General features: G+C 62.2%; 1 protein-coding gene and 1 pseudogene. Both read left to right on the top strand.

Annotation, left to right across the window (positions count from 1 at the left end):
- Positions 1–5,827, top strand: a pseudogene (locus tag ACLEJQ_RS25680) (LapA family giant adhesin); the annotation flags it as partial.
- Between the two features lie 179 nt (positions 5,828–6,006).
- Positions 6,007–6,345 (top strand): tryptophan synthase subunit beta, encoded by a 339-nt coding sequence (locus ACLEJQ_RS25675; RefSeq protein WP_245142578.1) that lies wholly within the window; start codon positions 6,007–6,009, stop codon positions 6,343–6,345.
- The last annotated feature ends 521 nt before the right edge of the window (positions 6,346–6,866 follow it).

Here is a 6,866-nt window from a genome sequence, read left to right as displayed (position 1 = left end):
GAAGTCGGCTGACACTACCGTCACCGATACTCAGGACACGACCGGTCTGACATTGACTGCGACCGACACCGTCGCTGAAGGCGGTTCGATCGTTTACACCGCAACCTTGACCAACGCCGCCGGTACACCTGTCACCGTCACCCTGAGCAACGGCGCGGTCATCAATATCGCTGCCGGTGCAACCACCGGCACCGTCACCGTTGATGCGCCGAAGGACGACGTCTACAAAGACGCCGGCAAAGTGGAAGTCAGCATCGATAAAGCCACAGGCGGTAACTTCGAGAACTTGGTGCCAAGCACCACGCCCGCGGTCACTGACGTCACTGACACCATCGACACCAGCACCGTTTCGCTCACCGCGACCTCGACCGTTGCCGAAGGCGGCACCGTCGTCTACACCGCATCGGTCAACGCTCCGGTCACCGGCGCTCCGCTGGTCGTGACCCTGTCCAACGGCCAAACCATCACCATCCCGGTTGGCGCGAGCAGCGGTTCGGTCAACTTCGTCACGCCAAACGACGCCCTCGCTGGCGGCGATAACCTGAGCGTCAAGATTGACGACGCCAAAGGCGGCAACTACGAAAAACTCGCCATCGACGGCAAGTCGGCTGACACCACCGTCACCGATACTCAGGACACTACCGGTCTGACATTGACTGCGACCGACACCGTCGCTGAAGGCGGCTCGATCGTTTACACCGCGACCTTGACCAATGCTGCCGGTAAACCTGTCACCGTTACTCTGAGCAACGGCGCGGTCATCCACATCGACGCCGGCAAAACCACCGGCACCGTCACCGTTGATGCGCCGAAGGACGACGTCTACAAAGACGCCGGCAAGGTGGAAGTCAGCATCGATAAAGCCACGGGCGGTAACTTCGAGAATCTGGTTCCGAGCACCACGCCTGCGGTCACTGACGTCACCGATACCATCGACACCAGCACCGTCTCGCTCACCGCGACCTCGACCGTTGCCGAAGGCGGCACCGTCGTCTACACCGCCTCGGTCAACGCGCCGGTTACCGGCGCTCCGCTGGTTGTCACCCTGTCGAACGGCCAAACCATCACCATCCCGGTTGGCGCAAGCAGCGGCTCGGTCAACTTCGTTACCCCGAACGATGCGTTGGCAGGCGGCGATAACCTGAGCGTCAAGATCGACGACGCCAAGGGCGGCAACTACGAAAAACTCGCCATCGACGGCAAATCGGCTGACACCACCGTCACCGATACCCAGGACAACACCGGCCTGAGCCTCAGCGCTACCGGTACGGTTGCCGAGGGTGGCCAGATCACCTACACCGCGACCCTGACCAACGCCGCCGGTACACCTGTCACCGTTACCCTGAGCAACGGCGCGGTCATCCACATCGACGCTGGCAAAACCACTGGCACCGTCACCGTTGATGCGCCGAAGGACGACGTCTACAAAGACGCCGGCAAAGTTGAAGTCAGCATCGATAAGGCCACGGGCGGTAACTTCGAGAACTTGGTGCCAAGCACCACGCCTGCGGTTACTGACGTCACCGATACCATCGACACTTCGACTGTGAGCCTGTCGGCCACTTCGACCGTCGCCGAAGGTGGAACGGTGGTTTACACCGCCTCGGTCAACGCTCCGGTCACCGGCGCTCCGCTGGTTGTCACCCTGTCGAACGGCCAAACCATCACCATCCCGGTTGGCGCGAGCAGCGGTTCGGTCAACTTCGTCACGCCGAACGACGCCCTCGCTGGCGGCGACAACCTGAGCGTCAAGATTGACGACGCCAAAGGCGGCAACTACGAAAAACTGGAGATCGACGGCAAAACGGCTGACACCACCGTCACCGATACCCAGGACAACACCGGCCTGAGCCTCAGCGCCACCGGTACGGTTGCCGAGGGTGGCCAGATCACCTACACCGCCACCCTGACCAATGCTGCCGGTACGCCTGTCACCGTCACCCTGAGCAACGGCGCGGTCATCCACATCGACGCTGGCAAAACCACTGGCACCGTCACGGTCGACGCTCCGAAAGACGACGTCTACCTGGACGCCGGCAATGTCTCGGCGACCATCAAGACCGTTACCGGCGGCAGCTTCGAGAACCTGGTTCCAAGCACTACGCCTGCGGTCACCGCGGTTACCGATACCGTCGACAACACCACCGTCAGCATCAGTGGCAGCACTTCGGTCACCGAAGGCCAGACCGCCACGTACACGGTCAGCCTGACGAACCCGGCCCAAACCGAAGTCACGGTCAAGATCGTCTACAGCGGCACCGCCGCCGACGGTTCGGACTTCACCGGCGTCTATACCGTGAAAATTCCGGCCAACGCCACCAGCGCCACCTTCAACGTGGCGACGCTGGACGACAAGATCACCGAAGGCACCGAAAACTTCGTGGTCAAGGTCGATTCGGCCACTGGCGGCAACTTCGAGCACCTGGCGGTCAGCGGCACCAACGGCAGCGTCAGCACCTCGATCATCGACAACGATGCAGCGCCGGTCCTTGACCTGGACGCCAACAACTCCAGCGGCAAGACCGGCGCCGATTACCAGGTCACTTTCACCGAAGGCACCGCCGGCCCTGGCGTATCCATCGCTGATACGGACCTGAAAATCACCGACCCGGACAGCACCATGCTGACCGGCGCAACCATCGTGCTGACCAACCGTCAGCCCGGCGATGCGCTGAACCTGGGCAACAGCGTCAATGGCATCAGCATCAACGCCAACAGCACCAACGGCACGGTCACGCTGACCCTGTCGGGCAACGCGACGCTGGCTGACTACATGCAGCAGATCAAGAACATCACGTTCATCAACAACAGCGAAGACCCGAGCACCGTACCGCGCATCATCACCGTGACGGTGACCGATGGCACCAGCTACTCCAATACCGCCACCACCACGGTGAATGTGGTCGGAGTCAACGATGCGCCGGTGGCTACCGGTGGCGCTGTAACCGGCACCGAAGACACCGCGCTGGTGCTCGGCTGGTCGACCTTCGGCGTGAGTGATGTGGACAGCTCCGCCGCCAACCTGGGCGTGAAAATCACCGGCCTGCCGGCTGACGGCAAGTTGCAGTACCTGGACGGTGCGACCTGGAAGGACGTGGCCAACAACCAGACCTTCACCAAAGCGGACATCGACGCCGGCAAGCTGCGCTTCACCCCTGACGCCAACGAATCCGGCGCCAATGGCAACCCGGCCGGCGTGGGCGACCAGAAGGCCGACTACGCCCAGATCAGCTTCCAACCGACCGACGGCCAGACGCTGGGCAATACCGGTACCGTGAAGATCGACATCACTCCGGTCGCCGATGCGCCGAGCCTCAACGTGGCCGGCAATGCCGTGACCTCCACCGGGCTGATCAAGGAAGTCTGGACCGGCCTGTCGGGCCTGGGCACCGATGGCAGCGGCGCGCCGTCCGGCACGCTCAAGTCAGTGATAGACGCTGCCGGTACGCCAAACAGCAGCGGCACCGTGACCAACGTGCAGTCCGACAGCAACGTGAACCCGGGCACCGCCTCGAAAACCTCGGGCCTGATGTACCTTGAAGCGGGCAAAACCTACACCTTCAGCGGCACCGGCGACGACAGCCTGCTGGTGACCGTCGGTGGCAAGGACGTGGCGGCGATTACCTGGGGCGCCGGTGGCAAGTTGAACGGTTCGTTCACACCGACCACCAGCGGCTACTACACCCTGGACATCTACCACCACAACCAGACCGGCCCAGGCAGCTATGACGTGAACCTGTCGGTCAACGGCAGCGCTCCCGTGGACCTGAGCAGTGCCGGCGTGCCGCTGTACACCGGCGTGGCCGACCTGGCGAATGCCGGCGTGACTGTCTCCGATCTGCACGGCAGCAACGGCGAAGGCTACTACGACGGCTACAAGCTCAACGAGGGCGCCGAAGGCACCAGCGTTCACCTGTCGAAGATCACCACGGCCCTGACCGACACCGACGGCTCCGAAAGCCTGAGCGTGAAGATCGGCGGCATCCCGGAAGGCAGCGTCCTGAGCGACGGCGCCGGCCATACCGCGACCGTGGGCAGCAACGGCGAAGCATCGGTCACCGGTTGGAACCTGGGCAGTCTGACCCTGACGCCACCGTCCTACTACAACGGCCAGTTCAACTTGACCGTGACCTCGACTTCCACCGAAGCGCTTGGCGGCTCGGCCACCAGCACCGCGCAAATCCCGGTGACCGTGTACCCGGCGACCTACAACGCCGTGACCGCGACATCCGCCGACGACACCGTGACTGGCACCGATGGCAATGACATCATCGTTGCCGACATTGGCGGCCTGACCGTGGTGCCGGGCGTCAACTACAACATCGCCTTCATGGTCGACAGCTCCGGCAGCATGAGCTCGTCGTCCGTAACCGCCGCCAAGAACTCGTTGACCTCGGTGTTCAATACGCTCAAGCAGAGCATGGGCAGCAACTCCGGGACGGTGAACATCTTCCTGGCGGATTTCGACACCCAGGTGAACAAGTCCGTTGCGGTGAACCTCAACGACCCGAACGCGCTGACGCTGCTCAAGTCCGTGCTCGACTCGATGGTCTCCGGCGGCAGTACCAACTACGAAGACGTGTTCAAGACCACCGCGAACTTCTTCAACAGCACCCTGGCCAAGAACAATATCGACGCGAAGAACCTGACGTACTTCATCACCGACGGCCAGCCGAACCTCTACCAGGCCGGCGAACAGACGAACCCGACGCTGTACGGCACCGTCAAGCTCGATGACGTCCTGAGTGCGGCCAACTACACCGTCGGCAAGTACTACACCCAGACGATCGACAGCACCCACAAATACACCATCTACGAAGACGGTGAGATGTACCTGTCGACCAAAAACGGCAAGTACTGGAGTGACAGCTATGTCGGCACGGTGCACGCCGAGGGCAACGGCACGTTCGAGTTCTCCTACCTGAGCGACAGCGGCTCGGCCGCATCGGGCTCGACCGCCAGCTTTACCCTGTTGAAAAGTCTGAGCAACGTCGAGGCCATCGGCCTGAACAATGGTGTGACCCTGGCTGACCTCAAGCCGTACGACTCGGACCTGACGCCACAAACCAATATTGACCCCAAAGACCTGGCGAACTCGATCATCGGCCACACCGAAGCGACGATGCCCGGCGCCGATACGGTCAACGGCGGTAGCGGCAACGACATCCTGTTCGGCGACCTGGTGAGTTTCAACGGCGTGGCCGGCGAAGGCTACCAGGCCATCCAGGCGTTCGTGGCCCAGCAGAACGGCGTGGACGTCAGCAAGGTCAGCACCAGCAACGTGCACCAGTACATCACCGAGCACTACACCGCGTTCGATGTGTCCGGCGCCCACGATGGCAACGACACGCTGTTGGGCGGTGGCGGCAATGACATTATCTTCGGCCAGGGCGGCAACGATTTGCTCGACGGCGGCAAAGGCAATGACATCCTGCTCGGCGGCACGGGCAACGACACGCTGATTGGCGGTCAGGGCAATGACACCCTGATCGGTGGTCTGGGTGGCGACACCTTTGTCTGGAAGTCCGGCGACACCGGGACTGATGTAATCAAGGATTTCAAGGCCGCTGACGGCGACCGGATCGACCTGCGGGATCTGTTGCAGGGCGAAAGCGGCAGCACCATCGACCACTTCCTGAAGATCAGTACGGTCGATGGCGTGTCGTCGCTGCAAGTCAGCAGCTCCGGCCAGTTCAACACCGGCAACGCCGCAGCGGCGCCGGACGTGACGATCAAGCTCGAAGGCAACAACTGGTCGAACGTCAACCTGAACTCGCTGATTGCCGGCAGTGACCCGACCATCAAGATCGATCACAACAACAGCTGAACCTGACACAAACCGTGGCGAGGGAGCTTGCTCCCGCTGGCCTGCCAAGCAGCCCTGAAAACAGGGCCGCTTCGCGCCCCAGCGGGAGCAAGCTCCCTCGCCACAATAAGTGTTCATACTCCCGCACAGTTGGCCTATGCTGCCCGGCATGACGCTGCTTTCTACATGAGGGATGCCCGATGTTTTACGTGCAACGCGATGCACAAGGCCTACTGGTGCGCGTGGAAGCCACCGCCTATACCGAGGCCACCGAAACCCTGCCGGCCGACAACCACGAGATCCAGGATTGGTTCGCCAATCAGGCAGTAGAAAACAGCCTCAAGCAGCTCAAGCAGAGCGACCTGGAAATGATCCGGGTCCTCGACGACCTGATCCAGGTCCTGACCAGCAAAGGCGTGATCCGCGTCACCGACCTGCCAGCCGCGGCCCAGGCCAAGCTGATGGACCGCAACCAGGCGCGGGAAGCCTTGGGCGGGTTGAGCCGGCTGATCGATGATGATGAGAAGGGGTTGATCTAGCCTGCGTCTTGTCTGGACTGACGCCATCGCGAGCAGGCTCGCTCCCACAGTGGTTCGTGTCGATCACAACATCCTCGCCCCCCTCGTGGGCTTTGGTTGATCTCGAGTTTTGAATCAACCCAAATCCAACGTGGCGAGGGAGCTTGCTCCCGCTGGCCTGCAAAGCAGGCCCCTGCTTTTTCCAGGCTACCGCACTGCCCGGTTTTGCGACTGCTGCGCAGCCGAGCGGGAGCAAGCTCCCTCGCCACGGGTCGTGGGTTGTCCTGGCTGACGCCATCGCGAGCAGGCTCGCTCCCACAGTTGGATCGGGGGAGGGACGAGAGAGATAGGTCGGCTATAAGGCCGCTTCGCTTTCGCTTTTGCTTTGCTTTGCTTTGCTTTGCTTTGGCTTTTGATCTGCGCGCCCCGTTAACCACAAGGGCCGAGCGCAGGCATTGCGTAGTGGGCATCCCGGCATGGATGCCGGGATAGCCGCGCAGGGCCATGGATGGCCCATCGCGGCGGGCCCACGGAGCAATGCC

This window comes from Pseudomonas sp. SMV71, assembly GCF_052042015.1.
In the GTDB taxonomy this organism is placed as follows: Bacteria; Pseudomonadota; Gammaproteobacteria; order Pseudomonadales; family Pseudomonadaceae; genus Aquipseudomonas.
This window is presented reverse-complemented; position numbering and strand designations above follow the sequence as displayed.

Excerpts from the sequence above, each read along its gene's own strand:
- ACLEJQ_RS25675 (WP_245142578.1), top strand. The coding sequence starts at position 6,007 with ATGTTTTACGTGCAACGCGATGCACAAGGCCTACTGGTGCGCGTGGAA.